Consider the following 24,149-nt stretch of genomic DNA (forward strand, 5'->3'; position numbering starts at 1 on the left):
AAGCCGCGTTCGCGCAAAACAAGGCACGATAGTCGTCGTGGCAACCCCACTGTCACAGAAATTATCGTGTCTCACTTAAGGGGGGCAGTCCACTGCACTAAACTTTGCCAACGACGCCGAGGCATCCGGCACGCCGAGGCCCACCCCCGCGAACAAGCCGGCCGATCAGGAGCCGAAATGGCGGCTAGATGTCGATGTGACCTCTCTCACGGTCAGCCGCGCGATTGCGCGTCAATGTAGTCCCATGTGTTCCTGGCACGCCGAACAAGGGATGTGATGACATGCGCTGGAGTGACTCAGCCAAGGGATTTGCGGTCGTCCTGGTGGTGACCGTCGCGGGATGCCTGTCCACGACCTATGTCGACCACCGATTTGCCGCGCTTGAAGCATCCGCGGATGCGACAACGAGCCCGCCACCGACAGCCTCCGCTTGCGTCGACGAAGATGGGCGCTGGCACAATTGGCCATGGGCGAACGTGCCGATGCTCTCGCCGGCGTGTCGGCAAAATCGATAGCACGTAGGGCGGATGAGCGGAGCGTCATCCGCCATGCGGGATCATCGATGTCGGCTTTGGACCGTCGGCCGCGAGCTCGATGAGCAACCCCTCGCCGATCAAGCTGGTTCACGGCAGGAACGAGCTTCCTCCAGGAATGAGCGCCGACGGCTGTTGGCAAGCAGCGTAAGCTGGCGGATTACGCTTCGCTCATCCGCCCTACGAACTACGAACGGTCGGACTCTTCCTGACTCAAAGTCACAGGCATCCCACGACAGCCACGAATCGCCTTTGACTCCAGGTTGCCAAAGTGATCATCTTCTCCATTGACGGGAGAGGCGGGCTCCAGCCAATCACACGCACCCAGGGAGGCGATGATGAACGGCAACAACAACAAGCTCGTGGCGGAGGCGATCGGGACGTTCTGGCTCACGTTCGGCGGTTGCGGCAGTGCGGTGATCGCGGCGGGCGTGCCGAATGTCGGGATCGGCATGCTCGGCGTGTCGCTGGCGTTCGGGCTCACCGTGGTGACCATGGCCTATGCGATCGGGCACATCTCGGGCTGTCATCTCAATCCGGCTGTCACGGTGGGGCTGGCCTGCGGCGGGCGGTTCCCGACCGGGCTGATTGTGCCCTACATCGTCGCGCAGGTGGTCGGCGCCATCGTTGCTGCTGCCGTGCTGTACGCGATCGCGAGCGGCGCGCCGGACTTCAGCACGGCGAGCGGCTTTGCCGCCAATGGCTATGCGGAGCATTCGCCCGGCAAATATGGGTTAGGGGCCTGCCTGCTCAGCGAGTTCGTGCTGACGATGATGTTCCTGTTCGTCATCATGGGCGCGACCCATGGCAAGGCGCCGGTGGGATTTGCGCCGCTGGCGATCGGGCTTGCGCTGACGCTCATTCACCTGATCAGCATCCACGTCACCAACACCTCGGTGAACCCGGCGCGTAGCACCGGGCCGGCGCTGTTCGTCGGCGGCTGGGCGCTGGCGCAGCTCTGGCTGTTCTGGGTGGCGCCGCTGCTCGGCGGCGCGGCCGGCGGCTTCATCTATCGCTGGCTGAGCCCGGAGCCGGCCGGCGAGGTGACCGGCGAGCGGACGGGGCAGGGCGCGGTCGCGAAAAGCGCCTAGGAAGATCTCCTCACGCGGTTGGATCGGGCCGCGTCACGGCCGATGCCGCGGTCGCGCCGCTCTTGATCGCCGCCGGCTCTGTTGGATAATGCGCGCCTTGTCAGCGTTCACGATCTTGCAGGTGCGGTGATGAGCCGGGGGAACAAGGAGCCGGTGTCCGATCGCGTCGCTAGGGCGGCCGAGGCGCTGCTGGCCGAGCAGCACTACGTCAGCATCGCCGACCTGTTCTGTGGCCTCGGCTGGCTCGATGCGAGCTTGCTGGAGCAGTGGCGGCGCGGGCAGGTCGGCTCGCTGGAGGAGGTCACGCGCTCCGGTCTCCCGCGCATCAAGGAGGCGATGACGCATGTTCGTGCCTGGGCGCTCGCCAAGGGGCTGAGCCCGAGCGAGACCGCCTATGTCGCACAGACGCCACGCCGGCAGCCGCTGCGGTTCAGCCGCAGCAATGATCCGCAACTTGAAGAGCTGTTCCGGACGCACTGGGTCTCGCCGGCGCTCTCCGAGAAGAAGCGCGAGCGTGTGGCAGCGAAGGCGAGCCGGGTGCCGGAGCTGGTGGCGATCCTGCCGACGCGGGACGGTTGGAGCTGTCATCGCTGCGGCGGGACCGGCGATTTCCTGATGATGGAGGACGGTGGTCCGGCATGCCTCTCATGCGTTGGTCTCGGCGATCTCGTCTTTCTGCCCGCGGGCAACGCGCTGCTGTCGCGGCGGGCCAAGGCGAAGAGCAAGCGCCATGCGGTCGTGGTGCGCTTCAGCCGGACGCGTGGGCGATACGAGCGGCAGGGGCTGCTGGTCGAGCCGCAGGTGCTGGCCGAGCTGGGCAAGGACACCGCGTGAGCACGGCGCAGGACGCGCCGCCGATCGTCTCCATGATCCCGCCGTGCTACGATGCTCGTCCGGAGCGGGGCATCCGATGCGCCTGCTCCGGCGTTCTGCTGCGACAGGTGAGGCCGCAATGTTCGTCGACTTGCCCGGTGGCTGGCCGCATGATCCGAAACCGGAGCCGCCGAAGCGGCGGCTGTCGCCGCGGCGTGAAAGGCTGCTGCTCGTGCTGATCGGCTTCAACATGATGCTGCTTATGGTCGCACCTATCGGCGGTGCCACGCTGATCCACTGGCTGGTCGCCGCACTCTCGCGCTGACGCGGCGCGAGCCGCCGAGCTGTCGAGGCCGGCCTACACCTTCATGTCGATCACGGTCCGGCTCATCTCGTCGCTCGCCTTCAGCACTTTTGCATTCGCGGCAAAGCTGTATTTGGCGACGAGCTGGCTGATCATCTCCTGCGCGAGATCGACATTGGGCGCCGCGACCAGGCCGTCCTTGTTGGCGAACGGCGCCGAGGGATCGTAGCTCGCTGTGGTCCCGGAGCCTGCACGGGTGATGGTCGTCTGCGTGCCGCCGCCGGCGACGTCGCTCTGCACCAGATCGAGCGGCACATAGGCTTTCGGGGCGCCCGCCGGCAGCGTGCCGTCGGCATTGGGCAGCGCGCCGGTGCTCCGTGCATTGGCGACGTTCGAGGCGGACACCTCGAGGCGGCGCGAAGCCGCGTTCATGCCGGAAACTGCGATGGTTGCGGTGGGGCTCATGGGACGCTTGCCGACGACGATGATCCCCGCAGCTAAGCCCTGCGCGTGCCAAGCAAGCGTCAACATCGGCCGCGACATTCGATCGTCCGCGGCAAGGTTTCGTTGACCATCGGCCGGTCGCCAGCGGCGGCCGACGACGCTCAGGACGATCTGTTCTGATCGTCACGCAGCAGCGCCAGGGCGCCCGCCGCGTCGTCCGCGGCGGAGACGAGCACATATTCGCCGCGCGCCGCGCGGACGCCGCCGGTGACGACGACCGCCCGCTTCGGGCACAGGGCGAAGCAGCTCGTCATGACGACGCGCGCGGGCTTCTCGCGGGGGCCACTGCCGCGCTCACGCTCTGATGTCAGCGCATGCTTGATCGCCTTCTTGATGGCCTTCTTGGTGGCCTTGGGGTCATCGCTGCGCTTCAGGCATTTGCGGCAGACGAGCACCGGCGCGGCGCGGTTGGGGCGGACGAGGGGAGGGACAGCCATGCCTCCCAGCTAAGCGGCCTCCCGAGACGCCGCATCCCTCATGGATGGGGAGCCGTCGTGCGGCCGGCGAGGTTCCGGGGCCAGCGCGCCGGTCGTTGCGCCGCAACCTGCCGAGGTTGGGCTATTGCCCATAGTCCGAGCATATGATCTGGTCTGGGCGAGGCTGCCGCGCCCGCCTGGGGATGGCGGCGGGCTTCGGTTCCCGGCGCTGCGGCCGCCATGCCATAGTGCTGGCCGATCCGCGTCGAGCCTCTGCTTGGCCGGGGTAGCAGCGACTGGAAGGAGACCGCGCGGCGTCATGGCGGGCAGCGACAGCGACAAATCACGGCTGGACGACGCCGCCCGCGCCGGCTGGCTCTATTTCATCGCCGGCCACACCCAGGACGAGATCGCCCGGATGCTGCAGGTGTCGCGCGCCTCGGCGCAGCGGCTGGTGTCGCTGTGTCTCGCCGAGCGGCTGATCACCTTCCGGCTCGAGCACCCCATCGCCTCCTGCATGGCGCTCGCCGCCCAGCTCAAGGAGCGGTTTGCGCTGGTGCATTGCGAGGTGGTGCCCACCGACCCGGCTGCGCCCACCGGATCTGCAGGAATCGCCGAACGCTGCGCCAACCTGCTGGAGACGACGTTGCGGGCCGAGACGCCGGTCATCATCGCGCTCGGAACGGGGCGGGCGGTGCGGGCCGCGGTCGAGCGCGTCACGCCGATCGACCGCCCCGAGCACCAGATCGTCTCGCTGGTCGGCAACATCCTGGCCGACGGCTCGGCGAGCTTCTTCGACACCGTCGGCCGGCTCGCCGACCGCACCGGTGCGCGGCATTATCCGATGCCGCTGCCGTTCCTGATGGGCACCGAGGACGAGCGCGACCGCATGGTCCGGCTCGATGCCATTGCCAAGGTCAAGGCGGTGGCCGACAAGGCCGATCTCAAGCTGGTCGGCATCGGCCAGATGGACCAGAAGGCGCAGATGCATGTCGACGGCTTCGTCACCCGCGACGAGCTCACCGAGATGATGCGGCTCGGCGCCATCGGCGAGATCACCGGCTGGGTCTATGACGCCAAGGGCAGGGTGATCGCCGGCGGCACCAACCGCAGGCTCACCAGCATTCCACCCGAGGTGCCGGCGCGCGCCATGACCATCGCGGCGGCGCTCGGTCCGGCGAAGGTCCCGGCGATCCGCGCTGCGCTCAAGGGGCGGCTGATCAACGGCCTGATCACCGACGAGGCCACGGCGCGCGCCGTCCTGGCGTGACAGCCCGCGGCGCTGCTGCGCAGTCTTCTATCAAAGGTCGGATCCCTGTCGCGCCGCACAACCTGTACGCGCCGGCGCATGCTTGACAAAGTCTGATCCGTATAGTGAACATAAGCCCAGCCCGTGAGCATATGTTCAAAAGACACGGGAAGGGAGGAGACCGTGAAGACCATCTTCACTCGGACGAGCACGCTTGCCGCCCTGATGGGCGCCGCCGCGCTGCTGACAAATGCGCCCGTACTGGCGGAGACAAGTCTGACCATCGCCACCGTCAACAATGGCGACATGATCCGGATGCAGGGCCTGACCAGCGAATTCACCAAGGCCAATCCCGACATCTCCGTGAAATGGGTGACCCTGGAAGAGAACGTGCTGCGCCAGCGCGTCACCACCGATATCGCCACCAAGGGCGGCCAGTTCGACATCCTCACCATCGGCACCTACGAGGTGCCGATCTGGGCCAAGAAGAACTGGCTGGTGCCGCTCGACAAGCTCGGCGCCGACTACGACGCGAACGACATCCTGCCCAAGATCAAGGATGCGGTCTCCGTCGACGGCAAGCTCTATGCGGCGCCGTTCTACGGCGAGAGCTCGATGGTGATGTACCGCACCGACCTGTTCGACAAGGCCGGGCTGAAGATGCCGGAGAGCCCGACCTGGGACTTCGTCATCGATGCCGCCAAGAAGCTCACCGACAAGCAGGGCGGCGTGTTCGGCATCTGCCTGCGCGGCAAGGCCGGCTGGGGCGAGAACATGGCGTTCCTGACCGCGATGTCGAACTCGTTCGGCGCGCGCTGGTTCGACGAGAAATGGCAGCCGCAGTTCAACACGCCGGAATGGAAGAAGACGCTCACGACCTATGTCGAGCTGATGAAGGACGCCGGCCCTCCCGGCGCCAGCTCCAACGGCTTCAACGAGAACCTCGCGCTGTTCAACTCCGGCAAATGCGCGATGTGGATCGATGCCACCGTGGCGGCGTCGTTCGTGACCAACCCGAAGGAATCCAAGGTCGCCGACAAGGTCGGCTTCGCGCTGGCGCCCAACACCGGTCTCGGCAAGAACGCCAACTGGCTGTGGGCGTGGAGCCTCGCAGTGCCTGCCGGCTCGCAGAAGGTCGAGGCGGCGGAGAAGTTCATCGCCTGGGCGACCAGCAAGGACTATCTCAAGCTCGTCGCCTCCAAGGACGGCTGGGCCAACGTGCCGCCGGGCACGCGCACCTCGCTCTACAAGAACGAGGAGTATCTGAAGGTCGCGCCGTTCGCCAAGCTGACGCTGGCCTCGATCGATGCCGCCGATCCGAACAAGCCGACGGTGAAGCCGGTGCCGTATGTCGGCGTGCAATACGCCGCCATTCCGGAATTCCAGGGCATCGGCACCGCAGTCGGACAGCAGTTCTCGGCCGCGCTGGCCGGCTCGATGACCGTCGATGCAGCGCTCGCGGCGGCGCAATCATCCACCGAACGCGAGATGAAGCGCGCCGGCTACATCAAATAGGCGCGCCACGTCCATCAGCTCGAAGCCAAAACTCCTCCCGAGCTGATCACTGGCGGCCATCCCTCCCCACAGGGATGGCCGCATTTTTTCTCTGCTCGAACGCGACATGCGAGACCCGTAGGGTGGGCAAAGCGAAGCGTGCCCACCGTCGGGCCGCGAACCGTGAAGACGGTGGGCACGGCGCTCCGCGCCTTTGCCCACCCTACGGCTAGCCATCAGCTCGTCATTGCGAGGAGCCGAAGGCGACGAAGCAATCCAGAGTCCCGCCCGTGTTCGGGATTGCTTCGCTTCGCTCGCAATGACAGCAATATCTGTCGAGCGAACAAGGAACGGCGGTCATGGCCACCAGACAGACGCAAATCCTCGCCCGCGCGCTGCTGTCGCCCGCGGTCATCCTGCTGTTCATCTGGATGATCGTGCCGCTGGCGCTGACGGTCTACTTCTCGACCCTGCATTACAGCCTGCTCGATCCCGGCTCGGAGAGCTTCGTCGGCCTCGAAAACTTCGAATATTTCCTCACCGACCCCGCCTTCCTCGCCTCGCTGCAGAACACGCTGGTCCTGGTCGGCTCGGTGCTGCTGCTGACGATCGGTCTCGGCATTCCCCTGGCGCTGCTGCTCGACCAGCCGGTGATCGGGCGCAACATCATCCGCCTGATGGTGATCGCGCCGTTCTTCGTGATGCCGACCGTCAGCGCGCTGGTGTGGAAGAACCTGCTGATGCATCCGGTGTCCGGCCTGTTCGCGTGGATCGCGACATCGCTCGGGATGACGCCGATCGACTGGTTCACCGATGCGCCGCTGCTCGCGGTCATCTTCATCGTCGCCTGGCAGTGGCTGCCATTCGCGACCCTGATCCTGCTGACTGCGCTACAGTCGCTCGACGAGGAGCAGAAGGAGGCCGCCGAGATGGACGGCGCCGGCGCGGTGTCGCGCTTCATTTATCTCACGGTGCCGCACCTGGCGCGCCCGATCACGGTGGTGATCCTGATCGAGACCATCTTCCTGCTCACGGTGTTCGCGGAGATCTTCGTCACCACCGGCGGCGGACCGGGCCTGCAGACCACCAACATCGCCTTCCTGGTCTATTCTCAGGCGCTGATCCAGTTCGATGTCGGCACCGCCTCGGCCGGCGGCCTGGTCGCCGTGGTCATCGCCAACATCGTCGCCTTCTTCCTGGTCCGCATCGTCGGCCGCAATCTGGAGGCGTAACACCATGGCGCGCAAGGTCACCGGACGTCATGTCGCAATCTCCACCGTGGCCGCATGGCTCGCCGGGTTCGTGATCTTCTTCCCCATCCTGTGGATGGTGCTGGCGAGTTTCAAGACCGAGCTGGAGGCGTTCGCGACGCCGCCGTCGTTCCTGTTCTTCCACTGGACAACCGAAAACTACGCCACGGTGCAGGAGCGCAGCGACTATCTGCACCACGCGCTGAACTCGCTGATCATCGCCGGCGGCTCGACCTTGATCGCGATGCTGATCGCCATTCCCGCGGCGTGGTCGATGGCGTTTGCGCCGACCAAGCGCACCAAGGACATCCTGCTCTGGATGCTCTCGACCAAGATGATGCCGCCGGTCGGCGTGCTCGTGCCGATCTACCTGATCTACAAGAACTTCGGTCTGCTCGACACCCGCACCGGGCTGGTCTTCATCCTCTGCCTCGGCAACCTGCCGATCGTGATCTGGATGCTGTTCACCTACTTCAAGGAGATCCCGAAGGACATCCTGGAAGCGGCGCGGATGGACGGCGCCACGATCGGGCGCGAGCTGATCTATGTGCTGACGCCGATGGCGATCCCAGGCCTCGCTTCGACGCTGCTGCTCAATCTCATCCTCGCCTGGAACGAGGCGTTCTGGACCTTGAACCTGTCGACCCTGAATGCGGCGCCGCTGACGACCTTCATCGCCTCCTATTCGAGCCCGGAAGGCCTGTTCTGGGCGCGGCTGTCGGCGGCCTCCACGCTCGCGATCACGCCGATCCTGATCATCGGCTGGTTCAGCCAGAAGCAGCTCGTGCGCGGGCTGACCTTCGGCGCAGTGAAGTAACGAAAGGCTGGATCACATGGGACGGATCACGCTGGAAGGTGTGCAGAAATCGTTCGGGCCGGTCCACATCATCAAGGGCGCCGATCTCGACATTCCCGACGGCGCCTTCGTGGTGTTCGTCGGTCCCTCCGGCTGCGGCAAGACCACGCTGCTGCGGCTGATCGCGGGGCTGGAGGACGTCTCGGGCGGGCGCATCCTGATCGACGGCAACAACGTCGTCGACGTGCCGCCGGCCAAGCGCGGCCTGTCGATGGTGTTCCAGTCCTATGCGCTCTATCCGCATATGAGCGTGCGCGGCAACATCGCTTTCGGCTTGAAGATGGCCGGGCTGCCGAAGGCCGAGATTACCCAGAAGGTCGAGGCGGCCGCTGCGACCTTGAACCTCACGCCCTATCTCGACCGCAAGCCGCGCGAGCTCTCCGGCGGCCAGCGCCAGCGCGTCGCGATCGGCCGCGCCATCGTGCGCGAGCCCAAAGCGTTCCTGTTCGACGAGCCGCTGTCCAATCTCGATGCCGCGCTGCGGGTGCAGATGCGGCTCGAGGTGACGCGGCTGCAGAAGCAGCTCGGCACCACGGCGATCTACGTCACGCATGACCAGGTCGAGGCCATGACGATGGCCGACAAGATCGTGGTGCTCAATGCCGGCCGCATCGAGCAATACGGCTCGCCGATCGAGCTGTACCAGCGACCGGCCAACCTGTTCGTCGCCGGCTTCATTGGCTCGCCGAAGATGAACCTCATCACCGGCCCGGAAGCGGACAAGCACAAGGCGACCACGATCGGCGTGCGGCCGGAGCATGTCACGGTCGTCGACGAGGGCGGCGAGGGCTGGCCCGGCAAGGTCGTGATCGCCGAGCATCTCGGCAGCGACACGTTTCTCTACGTCGATGCCGGCGCGCTCGGCACGCTCACGGTGCGCGTCGTCGGCGAAAAGCGCCTCAGTGCCGGCGACGCCGTGACGCTGCGGCCGGAGCCGAACCGCATCTACCGCTTCGATGCCAATGGCAATTCGATCTTCGCATGAGAGGTGACGTCCCCTCCGGGCGTCAACGACAACAACGGACCACGACGATGTATCTGGAGAAATTCAAGCTGAACGGCAAGACCGCGCTGATCACCGGCGGCGGGCAGGGCATCGGGCTCGCCTGCGTCGAGGCGCTGGCGGAGGCGGGCGCGCATGTCGTGATCGCCGATCGCGACGCCAAGGCGGCGGCGGACGGGCAGGCGGCGATGAAGGCCAAGGGCTATGACACCGAGACCGCGCTGATGGACGTCACCAACTCGGCTCAAGTCAACGAGGTGGCCGACGATCTGGTCGCGCGCTACGGCGGCCTCGACATCCTCGTCAACAACGCCGGCATCGCGCGCAGCGAGACGCCGGCCGAGACCGTCACCGACGAGCACTGGCTCAACGTGCTCGACGTCAACCTCAACGGCACCTTCTGGTGCTGCCGCGCCTTCGGCAGGCACATGCTGGCGGCGAAGAGCGGCACGATCGTCAATATCGGCTCGATGTCCGGCTTCATCGTCAACAAGCCGCAGGAGCAGTGCTTCTACAACGCCTCCAAGGCCGCAGTGCATCATCTGACCAAGTCGCTGGCAGCCGAATGGGGCGCGCGCGGCATCCGGGTCAACGCGGTCGCGCCGACCTATATCGAGACGCCGCTGAATGCCTTCGTGAAGAGCAATCCGCGCATGTACGACGCGTGGATCGGTGGAACTCCGATGGGCCGCATGGGGCAGGTCGAGGAGATTGCCTCGGTGGTGCTGTTCCTCGCTTCCGAGGCGGCAAGTTTGATGACCGGCAGCGTCGTCGTTGTCGATGGCGGCTACACTTGCTGGTAAGCTCGCGTCAGAATTCGACGGGAGCGAAACATGCGGCAGGCGTTCATCGGTGTCGATGTCGGCACAACCAGCACGCGTGCCGGGATTTTCGACGGCAGCGGCCGGCTGCTTGCCGCGGCGCGGTATCCGATCCAGACTTGGCACGAGGCCGGTGATGTCGTCGAGCAGTCGTCCGACGACATCTGGCACGCGTGCTGCGCGTCGGTCAGAGCCGCGCTAGCGGAGGCTGCGATCGCGCCGGAACTGATCAAGGGGATCGGCTTCGATGCCACCTGCTCGCTGGTGGTGCTGGACCGCCAGGGCGCGCCGGTCACCGTCAGCGGCTCCGGCGACGCCAGCCGCAATGTCATCGTGTGGATGGATCATCGCGCTCTGGCCGAGGCCCGCGACATCAATGCGACCGAAGACGAGGTGCTGCGCTATGTTGGCGGCTCGATCTCGCCGGAAATGGAGATGCCGAAGCTGCTGTGGCTGAAGCGGCATCTGCGCAAGAGTTTCGATGCGGCCGGCCATTTCTTCGATCTCGCCGACTTCCTGACCTGGCGTGCGTCAGGCTCTTTGGCGCGCTCGATGTGCACCGTCACCTGCAAATGGAATTATCTCGCGCATGAGACGCGCTGGAGCGCCGCCTACTTTCGCCGCATCGGGCTGGAGGATTTCGTCGCAGAAGATTTCGCGCGGATCGGCACCGAGATCGTTGCGCCTGGCACGCCGCTCGGCCGTGGGCTGTCGCAGGACGCGGCCGAAGAACTCGGACTGGTTGCAGGCACACCGGTCGGTGCGGCGCTGATCGACGCCCATGCCGGCGGCATCGGCGCGATCGGCGGCCGCGCGGCTGAGCGCGGCGAGGTCGATGTCTGCGAGCGCCTCGCCTATATCATGGGGACCTCGGCTTGCATCATGGCGACGACGCGCGCTCCGTCCTTCGTGCCCGGCGTATGGGGACCGTACTATCAGGGCATGGTGCCGGAGTTCTGGCTCAACGAGGGTGGCCAGTCCGCTGCGGGGGCTGCGATCGATCACCTGCTGCGCTCGCACCCGGCGTCTGCCGAGGCGACGGCCGCCGCGCGTGCCGAAGGGCTCGACGTCATCAGCTTTCTGGAGAAGCGGATCATGGCGCGAGTGCCGAATGCCGGCGCCGCTGCGCTGCTGGCGCGGGATCTCCACATCCTCCCTGAGTTTCTCGGCAACCGTTCGCCCTATGCCGATCCCGACTCGCGCGCCGTCATCGCCGGCCTCGATCTCGATACCGATATCTCAGCGATGGAGCGGCTGTTCGTGGCCGGGTTGTGCGGGCTCGCCTATGGCTTGGCCGACGTGATCGACGCTTTCGCCGCCAACGGCGTCAGCAGCCGGACGCTGGTCATGGCCGGCGGCGCCTCGCGCAGTCCGCTGGTGCGCCAGATCATGGCGGACACGACGGGGTTGACGGTGGCCTTGCCCGGCACCCAGGAGCCCGTGCTGCTCGGCGCGGCCATGCTCGGCGCGGTGGCGAGCGGCGGCTTTCGCTCAATCGGCGAAACGATGGCGTCGATGTCCTCGCTCGGCCGCCTCAGCGATCCGACCGATCCGGACATCGCGGCCTTCCATCGCCGCAAGCGCCGCATCCACGGCCTGCTGCGGACGCTTGATCGCGAGAGCCGTTCCGTGATGCATGGGGTCGACTGGGAGGCATGACCATGATCCTGAGCTGCGGCGATGCGCTGATCGATTTCGTTCCGGCCAGATCGGCCGACGGCCGCGATGCCTTGCGGCCGGTGGTCGGCGGCTCGTGCCTGAACGTCGCCGTCGGCGTGGCGCGGCTCGGTGCGCCCACGGGCTTCGTCGGCGGCATCTCGACCGACCTGTTCGGCACCATGATCGCGGCGCATGCGCAAGGCTCGAACGTCGACCTCGGCTACGCGACGCGCAGCCCTGACCAGACCACGCTCGCTTTCGTGCGCCATGTCGGCAGCGAGGCGCAGTATGCCTTCTACGACGCCGAGACCGCCGCGCGGAAATGGACGTTCCGGCCGGGCAGCATCCCCTTTGCCGACATTGATGCCATCCATGTCGGCTCGACCACGCTGATCCACGATCTCGGCGCCGCGCAGACCCGTGCGCTGATCGCCGCCACGCAGGGCGCGGTGACGATCTCCTTCGACCCGAACTGCCGTCCGAATCTGGTGACTGATAAGGCCGGCTATCGCGCTGACATGGATGGGTTTGCCGCAAGCGCCGACCTGATCAAGATGTCGGATGTCGATTTCGACTATCTGCATGGCCACGACGATTACGCTGCGCGGGCCGACGCGCTGCTGGCGCGCGGCACCAGCCTGGTCGTCGTCACGCGGGGTCCCAAGGGGGCGCTCGGCTGGCATGCGCAAGCCGGCGCGGTCGAAGTCGCGGTCCCCCAGGTCGAGGTGGTCGATACGATCGGGGCCGGCGACACATTCCAGGCGGGGCTCTTGTTCGCGCTGCGCAAGCTCGGCCGCATCGGCCGGGAGGCCCTGAGGGGATTGAGCCAGACCGAATTGCGCAAGGTGCTCGCCTTTGCCGGGGCGTGTGCGGCCGTCACCTGCACCCGCGAGGGCGCCGACCCGCCGCGCTGGGACGACATGGCTGCAACCTGGGATCGCCTGAGCTGAAGCACCCCATTGCACTCGTCATTGGGAACTGGTTGGCTGTTCCCTCGTCATATGTGAGTACCGGGAGACGGAGCGCGATCGCGAGACGCCCCTGTCCGGGCCGCGGAAATCTTGACGCGACAACGAGTTGCAGGGAGGAGAACCATGGCACCCGCCGCACGGACCGAGCCGCTGTCTCGTCACGCGCTGGCCTTCGTGTTGGCCGGCGGACGCGGCAGCCGGCTGCTGGAGCTGACCGACCGGCGCGCCAAGCCCGCCGTCTATTTCGGCGGCAAGTCGCGCATCATCGATTTCGCGCTGTCGAACGCCGTGAACTCCGGCATCCGTCGCATCGCGGTGGCGACGCAGTACAAGGCGCACAGCCTGATCCGGCATCTGCAGATGGGCTGGAACTTCTTCCGTCCCGAGCGCAACGAGAGCTTCGACATCCTGCCCGCCAGCCAGCGCGTTTCGGAGACGATGTGGTACGTCGGAACGGCCGACGCCGTGTACCAGAACATCGACATCCTCGAGACCTACAATACCAAATACATCGTCGTGCTGGCCGGCGACCACATCTACAAGATGGACTACGAGCTGATGCTGCAGCAGCATGTCGACCAACGCGCCGACGTCACCGTTGGCTGCCTGGAGATGCCGCGCGAGGAATCCTCAGGCTTCGGCGTCATGCACATCAATGAGGACGACACGATCCGCGACTTCATCGAGAAGCCGGCCGATCCGCCGCCGATGCCGGGCAAGCCCGACAGGTCGCTCGCGAGCATGGGCATCTACGTGTTCGACGCCAAATTCCTGTTCGAGGAGCTGAAGCGCGACGCCGCGGACCCGAATTCCAACCATGATTTCGGCCGCGACATCATTCCCTACATCGTCAGGAACGGCCGCGCCGTGGCGCACCAGTTCTCGCGCTCCTGTGTCCGCGCCGCCCACGATCAGGGCAGCTACTGGCGCGACGTTGGAACGGTGGACGCCTATTGGGCGGCCAATCTGGATCTGACGGACGTCGTGCCCGAGCTCGATCTCTACGATCGCTCCTGGCCGCTCTGGACCTATTCGGAGATCACGCCGCCGGCCAAGTTCGTCCATGACACGGATGGCCGTCGCGGCGAGGCGACGTGCTCGCTGGTGTCCGGGGGCTGCATCGTCTCCGGTGCCCAGGTGCAGCGCTCGCTGCTGTTCACCGGCGCTCATCTGCATTCCTATGCCAAGCTGCAGAACGCGGTGCTGCTACCCTACGTCAACGTCGCGCGCCATGCGCGCCTCACCAACGTGGTGGTCGATCGCGGCGTGCAGATTCCGGAGGGGCTCGTGGTCGGCGAGGATCCGGAGTTCGACGCCAAGCGGTTCAGGACAACGGAGAACGGCGTGACCTTGATTACCCAGCCGATGATCGATGGGCTCAATTCATGACGCCACTGCGCGTTCTGTCGGTTGCCTCCGAGGTCTATCCCATCGTCAAGACGGGCGGCCTCGCCGATGTCGTCGGCGCCTTGCCGTGGGCGCTGATGGCGGAGGACGTCGAGGTCCGCACGCTGATCCCGGGTTACCCCGCAGTCATGACCGCGCTGGAGCAGGCCAGCGAGATCAGCTCGCTGCCGAACTTCTTCGGCGGCAATGCCCGGCTGCTCGGCGGCAGCCATGGTGCACTCGATCTGTTCGTGCTCGATGCGCCGCATCTCTATGACCGCGAGGGCAATCCGTATCTGGGACCCGACGGCAAGGACTGGCCGGACAATGCGTTCCGCTTCGCGGCGCTGGCGCGAGCGGCGTCCTATATCGGCCTCGGCGCGGTGCCGGCCTTCGTGCCCGACATCGTCCACGGCCACGACTGGCAGGCCGGGCTCGTGCCGGCCTATCTGCTCTACAGCCACCGGCCGCATCCGGGCACGGTCATGACCGTGCATAATCTCGCCTTCCAGGGCCGCTTTCCGCGTCACTTCCTGCCGCCGCTCGGCCTGCCGCCGGAATCCTTCTCGATCTACGGCCTCGAATATTACGGCGACATCAGCTTCCTCAAGGCGGGACTGCAATTCGCCGACAAGATCACGACGGTGTCGCCGACCTACGCCCGGGAGATCCAGAGTGACGAGCAGGGCATGGGCCTCGGCGGCCTGCTGCGCCAGCGCGCGTCCGACCTCGTCGGCATCCTCAACGGCATCGATACGGCGGTGTGGGATCCCGGCAGCGATTCGGCCATCCCATCGCATTTCGGCATCGAGCGGATCGAGGCGCGGGCACCGAACAAGGCGGCGCTGCAGACGCGCATGGGCCTGCAGGTCGCGCCGGAGACGTTCCTGCTCGGTGTCGTCAGCCGGCTGACGTCGCAGAAGGGATTGGACCTGCTGCTATCCTGCCTGCCGACCTTGACCGGTAGCGGGATTCAGCTGGCCCTGCTTGGCGACGGCGAGGCCGAACTGCGCGACGCATTCCGCGCAGCCGCCGCGCACCATCCAGGACAGATCGGCGTCGTCATCGGCTATGACGAGAGCCTGGCGCATCTCATTCAGGCCGGCTGCGACGCGCTGGTCGTGCCGTCGCGGTTCGAGCCGTGCGGCCTGACGCAGCTCTGCGCCCTGCGCTATGGCGCGCTGCCGATCGTCACCGCCGTGGGCGGCCTCGCCGACACCGTCATCGACGAGACCGAGGCCGGCGTCGCCGCAACGGGGTTCAAGTGCGCCTCCGTGACGGCGGAGGCGCTCGATCAGACCCTGCGCCGCGCCGCTGCGGCCTTCTACGCCTCGCGCAGCAACGCCGCGAACTGGACCCGCATGCAGCTCAATGCGATGCTGACCGACGTGTCGTGGCGGCATCGCGCCGGCCGTTATGCCGAACTCTACCGGCAGATCGTCGCGCAGCGGCGGCCGGCGGCTTGAAGGACTGACGACGTTACGACCACCGTCATTCCGGGGCAAGGCCGCAGGCCTTGAACCCGGAATCTCGATGTTGTCTTGCGTCCGTTCCTGAAATCTCGGGATTCCGGTTTTAATCGTCAACGTGTTGCCGCTTCGCGGCTGCGCATTGACGATTGCCCCGGAATGACGGTGACATCGCGCTCCTTGTTGACGCAGTGCCAGCGGTCGCGAGGCTTGCAGCCCAGCCCAGCGCGCACCTCATGCCGATCCCGCTGGACGCCCAGAGGCGTGCAGCGGATAGTCCCGCCAGCTCCGATCAATATCCCTGCGCGAGACCTCATGACCGATACCCAGCCTTCCTCCGACTCCTTCGACCTGATCATCCGCGGCGGCACCGTCATCGACGGCACGCGCGCGCCACGTTTCGAGGCCGATGTCGGCATCAAGGACGGTCGCATCGTCGCCATCGGCGAGCTTGGTGGCCGCAAGGCTGCACGCGTCATCGACGCCACCGGCCGCATCGTTGCGCCGGGCTTCATCGACTCCCACACCCATGACGACAGCGCGGTGCTGGTCGATCCCGACATGATCTGCAAAGTCTCGCAGGGCGTGACCTCCGTCGTGACCGGCAATTGCGGCGTCAGCATCGCGCCGCTGAAGCCGGGCTCGCCGCGGCCGATGCCGCTCGGCCTGCTGTCGCCCGGCGACGGCCGGGTCGCAGAGTACGCCTCGTTTGCGGACTACGTGGCTGCACTGCGCGCGGCACCGGCCGCCGTCAACGTTGCGCCGATGGTCGGCCACACCGCGCTGCGCGCCTCGGTCGTGAGCGACCTCGGCCGGGCCGCGACCGACGCGGAGATCGCCGAGATGCGGGCTCATGTGCAGGAGGCGCTCGACGCCGGCGCCATCGGCGTCTCGACCGGGACGTTCTATCCGCCGGCGGAGGCGGCGCCGACCGAGGAGATCATCGAGGTCTGCCGGCCGCTCACCGGCAGCGGCGGCGTCTACGCGACGCACATGCGCAACGAGGCGAACGACGTGATCAAGTCGCTGGAGGAGAGCTTTGCCATCGGCAAGACGCTCGACGTCCAGGTGGTGATCTCGCATCACAAGGTGGTGGGCCCCGCCAATTTCGGCCGCACCAAGGAGACGCTGCCGCTGATCACGAAGGCGATGAGCTGCCAATGCGTCGCGCTGGACTGCTACCCCTACAACGCCTCGTCGACCATGCTGCACACCGATCCGGCCAAGCTGCAGGTCAGGGTCGTCGTCGCGGCCTCCGGGCCGCATCCCGAAGTGGCGGGTCGCGATCTCGCCGACATCGCCGCGGGCTGGGGCGTCGACCGGCTCGAAGCGGCAAAGCGGCTGCAGCCGGCGTCGGCGATCTACTTCGCGATGGATGAGGCCGACGTGCAGACCATCCTCGCCTTCGAGCCGACCATGATCGGCTCCGACGGCCTGCCGTTCGGCGAGCGTCCGCATCCGCGGCTCTGGGGCACGTTCCCGCGCGTGCTCGGCTATTACTGCCGCGAGCTCGAGCTGTTCTCGCTGGAAACCGCGGTCTGGAAGATGAGCGGGCTGACCGCGCAGAATTTCGGCATCAAGGGACGCGGCACGATCGCGATCGGCAACCACGCCGACATCACGATCTTCGATGCGGCCAGCGTGCGTGACAGCGCGACCTATGATGACCCCTGCGTGCCGGCCGCCGGCATCGAGGCCGTCATCGTCAACGGCGCGCTGACCTGGTGGCAGGGGGCGCACCAGAAGGCGCATGCGGGGCAGGTGATCACGCGCGCATCACTGCAGTGATCTACGCGGCCGGAGCCATCGCGCGCGCGAATTCGGGATAGCATTCGGCGAGCTCGTCGAGGATCCGGCCGCGGATCAGCTCGACCGTCGCCCGGTCCGGCGCGGGCGTCGGCGGCACGATCTCCGGCACCGCATAATCGAATCCGGTACGATCGCGCATGTCGTCGGCGGAGTAGCCCGGGTGCACCGAGCGCAGCCGGAAGCCGCCGCGATCGCGGTCGAAATCGAACAGCGCCAGATTGGTCAGCAGCGCATGCGGTCCGCCGCGGCGCTTCACCTCGGGCGTGGTCGCAGCGGCGCTGACGAAATCCACCTTCGGCACCAGCACGCGCGGCGAATGCTCCTCGCGAAACAGGATCACCCGCGGAATGAGATGGTAGAGATAGGCCGAGCCGAACGAGCCCGGCCAGCGCACATCCATCCGCGGATAGTCGCCGGTGCCGACCAGGTTGATGTTCCCGGCGCCGTCGATCTGGCCGCCGCCGAGAAAGAACGCGTCGACGCGGCCCTGCGCGGCGCAGTCGAACAGCTCGACGCCGCCATTGGTGAAGAAATTGTGCCGGCTCGAGCCGAGGATCGAGATGCGGACAGGCGGCTTGCCCTGTTGCGCGTTGCGTGCGCGCAGCAGCATCGCGCCGGCCGCCGGGATCGGCGATGAGGCGCCGACGGCGACATGGCGGATGCCATCGAGCAGGTCGGCGATGACCGTGATCAGCAGTTCTTTGCGTGCGCGCTCGTCGTGCATGGTCATGCCACCTCCTTGCTGCGGGTCAGGAAGGCGGCGAGATAGGTGCGAAAGCCTTCGTCGGTGCGCGCCATCGCGGCGTAGCGCGAAAGCTCGGCGCCATCGGTCTCGTACTCGTCCCACAGCGGCAGCGGCCAGGCCCCGTTCTCGGCGACTGCGATCGCATCGACATAGAGCGTCGGCAGCACGCCGGCGGCGGAGTCCTCGGTCGCCATCAAATCGCGATCGACGATGCGCTCGACGGTGACCAGCGTGCGCTTCGCCGCATAGGCCATCGTCGCCAGCTCACGGTAGCGACCGATGCGGACATTGCCGAAGCGGTCAGCCTCGGGGGCATGAAACAGCGCCACGTCGGGCGTGATCGCCGGCACTACGACCACCTTGCCGGGCTCGCCGACGGGACTGTCGATCACCCTCCAATCGGGGCGGACCCGCAGCAGATCGCTGCCGATGATGCCGGCGATCGGCATGAACGGCACGCCCTTCTGCCCGGCCAGCAGGCCGGCATGGATCGCAGGGCAGGTGGCATCGCGCAGGCGGATGCTGCCGTCGCGCACGGCCGCGACGAAGCGCGGTGCGCCGCCGGCCTCGCCGAGCGAGACGGCGCTGGTTTCCACCACCGCGGCCACGCCGGCGCCGATCAGCAGATCGGCCTGGAGGCCCGATATCGGCACGCAGACGAGATGCAGCCCGGTGAGGCCGGCCTCGATCATCGCTGCCGTCGCCGCCATCGAGACGCCGGCACGGTCGACCGGGATCGCGATCGATTGCCCCGGTGCGATGGATGCGACGAGCGCCTCCAGGCCGACCATCTCCGTCATCGGCATATCCTCCCGTTGTTTCTTCCGCGCAGTGTAGCGATGCCCCGCGGACCTGTCAGTGCTCGTATGCGATCGTCGAGCCGCGGATGATGAGCTCCGGCGCCAATACGATGTGGTCGGTTGCTGCCTCGCGCCCGGCAAGGCGGTCGAGCAGCAGCCGCGCCGCGGCTTCCCCCATGTCGCGCTGGGCGATCCGCACCGTGGTCAGCGGCGGCGCGACCATGTCGACGAACGGCATGTCGTTGTGGCCGACCACGGAGATATCACCGGGGCAGGTCAGGCCGCGCGCGGCGAGCGCGTCATAGACGCCGAGCGCCAGCAGATCATTGGCGGCGACGATTGCGGTTGGGCGCGTCCGCCGCGCGAGCAGGCGCAGCGCAGCCTCGCGACCCGCCGCACGCGTATAGGTTTCGACGGCTTCGACCGGCGTATGGCGGGCCGACAGTCCCGCAGCCCTGATGCTGGCCTCGAAGCCGGCGCGGCGGCGTGCGCCGGTCGAGATGTGCTGCGGGCCCGCGACGTGACCGATGCGCCGGTGGCCGAGCGCGACGAGATGCTGGACGGCGAGACGCATGCCGGCGGCATCGTCGCTGGCTGCCGAGGGCAGGAGTCCGGCGGCATCGACGCGATTGACAAGCACCACCGGCAGCGCTGCATCCAGGCAGTGCTTCACGACGTCGTCACGCAAGCTCACCGTCGCCAGTACCAGACCGTCGACGCCGCGCGCGATCAGCCGGTCGACGAGATCCCGCTCCGACCCCTCTGTGCCGGCGTCGGCCACGATCGTCGCATAGCCCTGGGCGTGGAGATGATCGGCGATGCCGGACAGCATCGGCGGAAAGCCGGGGTCGGCGATATCCGGCGCGAGCACGCCGATCAGGCCGCTGCGGCCGGTGCGCAGGCCCTTGGCGGCCATGTTCAGCCGGTAGCCGAGCGCGTTGGCGGCGGCCTGGATCTTGTCCGCGACATCGGCAGCGACGAGGTGCTTCATCGCCGGGCTGAGCGCGCGCGAGACCGTCGAGGGATGCACACCGCAACGGGCGGCGACGTCCTTGATCGTCGGGCGCGAGGACGACGCATGCAGGCCTGCTGCCGGTCGCAATGTCCGTTTCATTCCCAGCCTCTGATGTCGCAGCGCAACGACATTTTGATCATGCTATACCTTGACACGCTTTGCGTGTATGCAATAAATTCGGCTTTGCAATCGATTGCAATAGAACAATGGGAAACGTCCACATGACAGCGAGCGCGCTGAAGCCGCATCTTGTCAGCCCCGAGCATCTCGATCCGCATTGGCGCTGGGGGCGGGCGATTCCGTCGCATGGCCATGTCTCGGTGGATTTCGAGCGCCGCGTCGATTTCGACAGGTTGCGGCGCTACCGGCTGGCGCGGGCGCGCGCGGCGCTGAAGGCGTCGGGCTATGGTGCGCTGCTGCTGTTCGACGTCAACAACATTCGCTACGTGTCCGGCACCAAGATCGGCGAATGGGAGCGCGACAAGCTGTGCCGTTTCGCGCTGCTGGCCGGCGACGGCGAGCCGATCGTGTGGGATTTCGGCTCGGCGGCCGTCCACCATCGTCTTTTCTGTGACTGGCTGGCGCCGGAGAATTGCCGCGCCGGCATGCTCGGGATGCGCGGCACCGTGCCGCCGGCCGTCGGGCTGATGAAGGCGCATGCCGAGGAGGTCATGAGCCTTTTGCGCGCCGCAGGCGTTGCCGACATGCCTGTCGGCGTCGACCTTGCGGAAACGGCGATGTTCTTCGAGCTGCAGAAGGCCGGCATGAAGGTGGTCGATGGCCAGCAGGTCATGCTGGACGCGCGCGAGATCAAGAACATCGACGAGATCATGCTGCTCAACCAGGCCGCGGCCATGGTCGACGGTGTCTATCATTCGATCTACGAGCACCTGAAGCCGGGCGTGCGCGAGAACGACATCGTCGCGCTCGCCAACAAGATGCTCTACGAGATGGGCTCCGACGACGTCGAGGCGATCAACGCCATCTCCGGTGAGCGCTGCAATCCGCATCCGCACAATTTCACCGACCGCATCCTGCGTCCGGGCGACCAGGCGTTCTTCGACATCCTGCAGTCCTATCAGGGCTACCGGACCTGCTACTACCGCACTTTCAACGTCGGCCGCGCCACGCCGGCGCAGCACGACGCCTACAAGCAGTGCCGCGAATGGCTCGACAATGCGATCGCGCTGATCAAGCCGGGCGTCTCGACCGACACCGTGGCCAAGGTCTGGCCTAAGGCCGAGGAGTTCGGCTTTCCCTCGGAGATGGCGGCCTTCGGCTTGCAGTTCGGCCACGGCCTCGGGCTCGCTCTGCATGAGCGCCCGATCATCTCGCGGCTGGTCTCGCTGGACAATCCGATGGAGATCAAGACCGGCATGGTGTTCGCGCTTGAGACCTACTGTCCGGCGACCGACGGCTTCTCGGCTGCGCGTATCGAGGAGGAGGTGGTGGTCACCGACAAGGGCTGTCAGGTGATCACGCTGTTCCCGGCCGAGGAATTGCCGATCGCCAACCGCTACTAAGCGAACGGACGGTGCGACCAGGAGAGTGGTCTTCGTGTTTTCGTCATTGCGAGCGAAGCGAAGCAATCCAGGGCGGCAGCCGTGACTCTGGATTGCTTCGTCGCTTCGCTCCTCGCAATGACGGCATCCGTGATAAGTAGGACGAGGAGACGACAATGACCACGACGCATTCGCTCGGCTGGATCGGCATGGGGCGCATGGGCTATCCGATGGCTGAGCGCCTGCTCAAGGCCGGCCACAAGGTGTCGATCTTCAATCGCACCCGCGCCAAGGCCGAGCCGCTGGCGGCGAAAGGGGGCGTCATCGTCGATCATCCCCGCGATCTCGCCGCGTGCGACATCGTGTTCACGATGGTGTCGACGGGCAAGGATCTCGAGCAGGTCTATTTCGGCGACAACGGCCTGGTGGCCGCCGGTTCTGGATCGCGTCCCCGGATCCTGGTGGACTGCTCCTCGATCGGCATCGAGCAGTCGGAGGCGATCGCCGCCAAGCTCGTTCGACTGGGCTGTGAGTTCGTGCGGGCGCCGGTGTCCGGCAACGGCAAATGCGTCAAGGCCGGCAAGCTGTCGTCGGTGGTCTCGGGCCCCAAGGCCGCGTTCGAGGTCATCGAACCGTATCTGGCGAAGATCGCCGCCTCCGGCGTGTCCTATGTCGGCGAGGGCGAGCTCGCGCGCATCTGCAAGATCGCGCACAACGTCTTCCTCGGCGTCGTGATCCAGAACCTGGCCGAGATCACCATCCTGGCGCAGAAGGCCGGCGTGCCGCGCCATGCCTTCCTGAACTTCATGAACGCCAGCGTCATGGGGTCGACCTTCACCAGGTACAAGAGCAACGCGCTGGTCAATCTCGACTGGACCACGACCTTCACGCCGCCGCTGCTGCGCAAGGATCTCGATCTCGGCCTGTCGGCGGCGCGCCAGCTCGACGTCGCGATGCCGGTGACAGCCGCGACGCGCGAGGCATTGCAGGCCCATGTCGGCGCCGCCTCGCTGCAACCAGATCCCGCCGGCTATCTGGAGAAGGACTTTGCGGCGCTGCTGGAGACCGTCGCGCTCGCGGCGGGTCTCAAGCTGCAGCCCGAGAACGTGCCGATGCCGACGGGATTGGAGACGGAGGGATAACGTCCGTCAAACCGTCAGCGCCCGCCAGCGCGTGTCGCGCGCGGAGGGGCGGCGGTGCAGGCGGGCATCGAGCAGGTCTCGCGCCTGAGCCAGCGCGCCGCTGCGGATCAGTGCCAGGATGTAGGTGTCCTCGATCACCTCGCGCTGGGCGTGGCTGCCGCCGATGCGGGGGAGATCGCCGATGACGGGCGCAAGCTCGCGCGCGCATCCGCGCCAATTGTCATCGGCGAACGCACGCAGCGCCCGCAACATGTGCGGCACGATGCGCCCGGCCGGCAGCCTGCCCTCGGCCTGCCGCCGCTCGATCGCGGCAAGGCGTCCCTTGAGCGCGGCGCTGTCATGCGTCGCTGCCGCGATCATCACCAGATGCATCTCGGCGAAGGCGAGGGTCGAACCCGTGAAGCGCGTGCTCGCATAGGCCGCCGTGTCGGCCCATGCGTTGGGCGGCACCGGTTGCTCGTCAGCCATCAGCCGCCACAGCAGCGAGGCGCAGTCGGACAGGGTGTTGAGCGGCGGCGCCGAGTCCATCGTCGGCACCAGCACGTCGGTATAGACCGCCAGCGCCTTGTCGGCATCGCCCCGGTCCAGCGCGCCGAGCGCCTGGTGCCAGCAGATATGACCGTGCAGCATCCCGGTGCGGTCATAGTCGCCGATCCACCCCGCGACGAGCGCATCGGCCTCGTCCACCGCGCCGTCCTCGAACATCGCATGCAGCAGCGCATGCACGGCATAGGCGTTGTGCCGGCGCAGCGCGAAGCTGCGCTCGGTGACGGCGCGGCCCTTCGCCAACTCGCCGGCCTCGGTCAGGGCCCAGCCATGGTTGGACATGAACCACCAGTCCTCGCCATAATCAGCGGCGAAGCGGTCGCAGAGGTCGCGGCGGGCGGCATCGTGATCGGCGCGGCCGGAGAAGGCGAGCAGGCCGAAAGCGCCGAGCGGGAGCGCCATGATCATGGCGTCCCGCGGCCAGTTCGCCAGATGCGCCAGGGTCGATGTCAGCGCGTCAGTGCCGCGTCCCTCGATGGCGAGCACCAGGGTCGCGACATGGCTCTGCTCGCGCGGGGTGCCGCGCTTGGCAGCGAGGTCGCGGGCCCGTGCGATGGTCTGCAGCGCCGCCTCGCGCTGCATGTAGATCGCGTGGATGCGAGCACGCGCCGCGTGCGCCAGCGCGAACTCCGGATCGAGCATGATCGCCCGCTCGAACGCGTCAGTGGCCCCGGGCCAGAATGCGAGCAGCAGATCCATGCCCTCGCGATAGGCTGCGGCCGCGTCAGTGGAGGCGGTCGACAGTGGCAGGCCGTAGCGATCCTCCTCCAT

Annotated in this window: 22 protein-coding genes; 16 read left to right on the forward strand and 6 right to left on the reverse strand. The window is 66.8% G+C overall.

What is annotated here, in order from left to right:
- Positions 1–871: 871 nt before the first annotated feature.
- The 3 genes from aqpZ to QX126_RS18980 all read left to right on the forward strand — a co-directional run bounded on the left by aqpZ (position 872) and on the right by QX126_RS18980 (position 2,762).
- A complete protein-coding gene (gene aqpZ, locus QX126_RS18970) occupies positions 872–1,624 on the forward strand; it encodes an aquaporin Z (RefSeq protein WP_315736051.1) in 753 nt (250 codons plus the stop codon).
- A gap of 129 nt (positions 1,625–1,753) precedes the next feature.
- On the forward strand, positions 1,754–2,458 hold the full coding sequence (locus tag QX126_RS18975) for a hypothetical protein (protein ID WP_315736053.1): 705 nt from the start codon (positions 1,754–1,756) through the stop codon (positions 2,456–2,458).
- A 118-nt stretch (positions 2,459–2,576) separates the two neighbouring features.
- Positions 2,577–2,762, forward strand: a complete 186-nt coding sequence (locus QX126_RS18980) for a hypothetical protein (protein ID WP_315736055.1) — start codon at positions 2,577–2,579, stop codon at positions 2,760–2,762.
- A gap of 33 nt (positions 2,763–2,795) precedes the next feature.
- Here QX126_RS18980 and QX126_RS18985 read toward each other — a convergent pair whose 3' ends face one another.
- On the reverse strand, positions 2,796–3,206 hold the full coding sequence (locus QX126_RS18985) for a flagellar basal body rod protein FlgC (RefSeq protein ID WP_315736057.1): 411 nt from the start codon (positions 3,204–3,206) through the stop codon (positions 2,796–2,798).
- Between the two features lie 140 nt (positions 3,207–3,346).
- Complete coding sequence (locus tag QX126_RS18990) at positions 3,347–3,682, reverse strand: hypothetical protein (protein WP_315782908.1); 336 nt, start codon at positions 3,680–3,682, stop codon at positions 3,347–3,349.
- A 298-nt stretch (positions 3,683–3,980) separates the two neighbouring features.
- Here QX126_RS18990 and QX126_RS18995 point away from each other — a divergent pair, with 298 nt between their 5' ends.
- From QX126_RS18995 to QX126_RS19045, 11 genes are all read left to right on the forward strand, one after another.
- Entirely contained in the window at positions 3,981–4,931 is a 951-nt protein-coding gene (locus QX126_RS18995) for a sugar-binding transcriptional regulator (RefSeq protein WP_315782910.1), read from the forward strand.
- Positions 4,932–5,135: 204 nt separating this feature from the next.
- Positions 5,136–6,425, forward strand: coding sequence for a sugar ABC transporter substrate-binding protein (locus QX126_RS19000; protein WP_315783192.1), 1,290 nt, complete (start codon positions 5,136–5,138; stop codon positions 6,423–6,425).
- Between the two features lie 338 nt (positions 6,426–6,763).
- The gene (locus QX126_RS19005) at positions 6,764–7,636 is read left to right on the forward strand and encodes a sugar ABC transporter permease (RefSeq protein WP_315782912.1); all 873 of its coding nucleotides are present in this window, start codon (positions 6,764–6,766) and stop codon (positions 7,634–7,636) included.
- Between the two features lie 4 nt (positions 7,637–7,640).
- Entirely contained in the window at positions 7,641–8,471 is an 831-nt protein-coding gene (locus QX126_RS19010; RefSeq protein ID WP_315782914.1) for a carbohydrate ABC transporter permease, read from the forward strand.
- Between the two features lie 16 nt (positions 8,472–8,487).
- Positions 8,488–9,495 carry an ABC transporter ATP-binding protein gene (locus QX126_RS19015; RefSeq protein ID WP_315782916.1) on the forward strand — a complete coding sequence of 336 codons (1,008 nt, stop codon included), beginning with the start codon at positions 8,488–8,490 and terminating at the stop codon, positions 9,493–9,495.
- A gap of 47 nt (positions 9,496–9,542) precedes the next feature.
- Positions 9,543–10,316 carry an SDR family NAD(P)-dependent oxidoreductase gene (locus QX126_RS19020; protein ID WP_315782918.1) on the forward strand — a complete coding sequence of 258 codons (774 nt, stop codon included), beginning with the start codon at positions 9,543–9,545 and terminating at the stop codon, positions 10,314–10,316.
- A 30-nt stretch (positions 10,317–10,346) separates the two neighbouring features.
- Positions 10,347–11,993 carry an FGGY-family carbohydrate kinase gene (locus QX126_RS19025; RefSeq protein WP_315782920.1) on the forward strand — a complete coding sequence of 549 codons (1,647 nt, stop codon included), beginning with the start codon at positions 10,347–10,349 and terminating at the stop codon, positions 11,991–11,993.
- A 2-nt stretch (positions 11,994–11,995) separates the two neighbouring features.
- Complete coding sequence (locus QX126_RS19030) at positions 11,996–12,943, forward strand: carbohydrate kinase (protein ID WP_315782922.1); 948 nt, start codon at positions 11,996–11,998, stop codon at positions 12,941–12,943.
- Between the two features lie 144 nt (positions 12,944–13,087).
- A complete protein-coding gene (gene glgC, locus QX126_RS19035) occupies positions 13,088–14,353 on the forward strand; it encodes a glucose-1-phosphate adenylyltransferase (protein WP_315736073.1) in 1,266 nt (421 codons plus the stop codon).
- Entirely contained in the window at positions 14,350–15,816 is a 1,467-nt protein-coding gene (gene glgA, locus QX126_RS19040; protein WP_315782925.1) for a glycogen synthase GlgA, read from the forward strand. The genes glgC and glgA overlap by 4 nt, the downstream gene beginning before the upstream one ends.
- 318 nt (positions 15,817–16,134) lie before the next feature.
- Positions 16,135–17,607, forward strand: a complete 1,473-nt coding sequence (locus QX126_RS19045) for a D-aminoacylase (protein WP_315782927.1) — start codon at positions 16,135–16,137, stop codon at positions 17,605–17,607.
- Between the two features lies 1 nt (position 17,608).
- Here QX126_RS19045 and QX126_RS19050 read toward each other — a convergent pair whose 3' ends face one another.
- From QX126_RS19050 to QX126_RS19060, 3 genes are read right to left on the reverse strand one after another with little or no spacing between them, the layout of a single operon-like run.
- A complete protein-coding gene (locus QX126_RS19050) occupies positions 17,609–18,358 on the reverse strand; it encodes a CoA-transferase (protein ID WP_315782928.1) in 750 nt (249 codons plus the stop codon).
- Positions 18,355–19,173 (reverse strand): CoA transferase, encoded by an 819-nt coding sequence (locus QX126_RS19055; RefSeq protein ID WP_315782930.1) that lies wholly within the window; start codon positions 19,171–19,173, stop codon positions 18,355–18,357. The genes QX126_RS19050 and QX126_RS19055 overlap by 4 nt, the downstream gene beginning before the upstream one ends.
- A gap of 55 nt (positions 19,174–19,228) precedes the next feature.
- Positions 19,229–20,287 (reverse strand): LacI family DNA-binding transcriptional regulator, encoded by a 1,059-nt coding sequence (locus QX126_RS19060; protein ID WP_315782931.1) that lies wholly within the window; start codon positions 20,285–20,287, stop codon positions 19,229–19,231.
- Positions 20,288–20,409: 122 nt separating this feature from the next.
- Between QX126_RS19060 and QX126_RS19065 the strand changes: the two genes are divergently transcribed.
- Positions 20,410–21,711, forward strand: coding sequence for a Xaa-Pro peptidase family protein (locus QX126_RS19065; protein WP_315758877.1), 1,302 nt, complete (start codon positions 20,410–20,412; stop codon positions 21,709–21,711).
- A gap of 155 nt (positions 21,712–21,866) precedes the next feature.
- Complete coding sequence (locus QX126_RS19070) at positions 21,867–22,832, forward strand: NAD(P)-dependent oxidoreductase (protein WP_315782933.1); 966 nt, start codon at positions 21,867–21,869, stop codon at positions 22,830–22,832.
- A gap of 6 nt (positions 22,833–22,838) precedes the next feature.
- Here QX126_RS19070 and QX126_RS19075 read toward each other — a convergent pair whose 3' ends face one another.
- Positions 22,839–24,149 (reverse strand): tetratricopeptide repeat protein, encoded by a 1,311-nt coding sequence (locus tag QX126_RS19075; protein ID WP_315782935.1) that lies wholly within the window; start codon positions 24,147–24,149, stop codon positions 22,839–22,841.

The organism is Bradyrhizobium sp. SZCCHNPS1003 (genome assembly GCF_032381555.1).
GTDB lineage: Bacteria > Pseudomonadota > Alphaproteobacteria > Rhizobiales > Xanthobacteraceae > Bradyrhizobium.

Excerpts from the sequence above, each read along its gene's own strand:
- aqpZ (WP_315736051.1), top strand. The coding sequence starts at position 872 with ATGAACGGCAACAACAACAAGCTCGTGGCGGAGGCGATCGGGACGTTC.
- QX126_RS18975 (WP_315736053.1), top strand. The coding sequence starts at position 1,754 with ATGAGCCGGGGGAACAAGGAGCCGGTGTCCGATCGCGTCGCTAGGGCG.
- QX126_RS18980 (WP_315736055.1), top strand. The coding sequence starts at position 2,577 with ATGTTCGTCGACTTGCCCGGTGGCTGGCCGCATGATCCGAAACCGGAG.
- QX126_RS18985 (WP_315736057.1), bottom strand. The coding sequence starts at position 3,206 with ATGAGCCCCACCGCAACCATCGCAGTTTCCGGCATGAACGCGGCTTCG.
- QX126_RS18990 (WP_315782908.1), bottom strand. The coding sequence starts at position 3,682 with ATGGCTGTCCCTCCCCTCGTCCGCCCCAACCGCGCCGCGCCGGTGCTC.
- QX126_RS18995 (WP_315782910.1), top strand. The coding sequence starts at position 3,981 with ATGGCGGGCAGCGACAGCGACAAATCACGGCTGGACGACGCCGCCCGC.
- QX126_RS19000 (WP_315783192.1), top strand. The coding sequence starts at position 5,136 with ATGGGCGCCGCCGCGCTGCTGACAAATGCGCCCGTACTGGCGGAGACA.
- QX126_RS19005 (WP_315782912.1), top strand. The coding sequence starts at position 6,764 with ATGGCCACCAGACAGACGCAAATCCTCGCCCGCGCGCTGCTGTCGCCC.
- QX126_RS19010 (WP_315782914.1), top strand. The coding sequence starts at position 7,641 with ATGGCGCGCAAGGTCACCGGACGTCATGTCGCAATCTCCACCGTGGCC.
- QX126_RS19015 (WP_315782916.1), top strand. The coding sequence starts at position 8,488 with ATGGGACGGATCACGCTGGAAGGTGTGCAGAAATCGTTCGGGCCGGTC.
- QX126_RS19020 (WP_315782918.1), top strand. The coding sequence starts at position 9,543 with ATGTATCTGGAGAAATTCAAGCTGAACGGCAAGACCGCGCTGATCACC.
- QX126_RS19025 (WP_315782920.1), top strand. The coding sequence starts at position 10,347 with ATGCGGCAGGCGTTCATCGGTGTCGATGTCGGCACAACCAGCACGCGT.
- QX126_RS19030 (WP_315782922.1), top strand. The coding sequence starts at position 11,996 with ATGATCCTGAGCTGCGGCGATGCGCTGATCGATTTCGTTCCGGCCAGA.
- glgC (WP_315736073.1), top strand. The coding sequence starts at position 13,088 with ATGGCACCCGCCGCACGGACCGAGCCGCTGTCTCGTCACGCGCTGGCC.
- glgA (WP_315782925.1), top strand. The coding sequence starts at position 14,350 with ATGACGCCACTGCGCGTTCTGTCGGTTGCCTCCGAGGTCTATCCCATC.
- QX126_RS19045 (WP_315782927.1), top strand. The coding sequence starts at position 16,135 with ATGACCGATACCCAGCCTTCCTCCGACTCCTTCGACCTGATCATCCGC.
- QX126_RS19050 (WP_315782928.1), bottom strand. The coding sequence starts at position 18,358 with ATGACCATGCACGACGAGCGCGCACGCAAAGAACTGCTGATCACGGTC.
- QX126_RS19055 (WP_315782930.1), bottom strand. The coding sequence starts at position 19,173 with ATGACGGAGATGGTCGGCCTGGAGGCGCTCGTCGCATCCATCGCACCG.
- QX126_RS19060 (WP_315782931.1), bottom strand. The coding sequence starts at position 20,287 with ATGAAACGGACATTGCGACCGGCAGCAGGCCTGCATGCGTCGTCCTCG.
- QX126_RS19065 (WP_315758877.1), top strand. The coding sequence starts at position 20,410 with ATGACAGCGAGCGCGCTGAAGCCGCATCTTGTCAGCCCCGAGCATCTC.
- QX126_RS19070 (WP_315782933.1), top strand. The coding sequence starts at position 21,867 with ATGACCACGACGCATTCGCTCGGCTGGATCGGCATGGGGCGCATGGGC.
- QX126_RS19075 (WP_315782935.1), bottom strand. The coding sequence starts at position 24,149 with ATGGAGGAGGATCGCTACGGCCTGCCACTGTCGACCGCCTCCACTGAC.